Source organism: Novacetimonas hansenii JCM 7643, from assembly GCF_000964405.1.
Taxonomy (GTDB): Bacteria; Pseudomonadota; Alphaproteobacteria; order Acetobacterales; family Acetobacteraceae; genus Novacetimonas; species Novacetimonas hansenii.
On the sequence record NZ_BANE01000409.1, the window covers coordinates 1 to 329 of the forward strand.

Annotated in this window: 1 protein-coding gene; it reads left to right on the forward strand. The window is 62.0% G+C overall.

Going from position 1 to position 329, the window contains the following annotated elements; all coding sequences use genetic code 11:
- On the forward strand, window positions 1-329 hold a 329-nt coding region (locus B7G66_RS16815), incomplete at both ends, for a carbohydrate porin (RefSeq protein ID WP_048859440.1).

The window sequence follows — 329 nt, forward strand, 5'->3', positions numbered from 1 at the left end:
CGGCCGTGGCTGTACAAGCACGGCGTGACCTTCAACCTTCAGGATGTGGAGGAACTGTGGGGGAACACCACCGGCGGCGCGCCCAGCGCCAATGACGTCGGCAGTGGCTCGGGCACCGGACCTTCCTATGACGCCGTGACTGCCCCCACACTGACCGTTGACCTCGAAAAACTCTTCGGGCTGAAGGGTGGCCTGTTCAATGTCAGCGCCCTGCAGACGCGCGGACGCTCCATCTCGCAGGACCATCTTTATAACTACAACCCCATCAGCGGCTTCGAGGCCGACCGCTCCACACGCCTGTTCGAACTGTGGTACCAGCAATCCTTCCT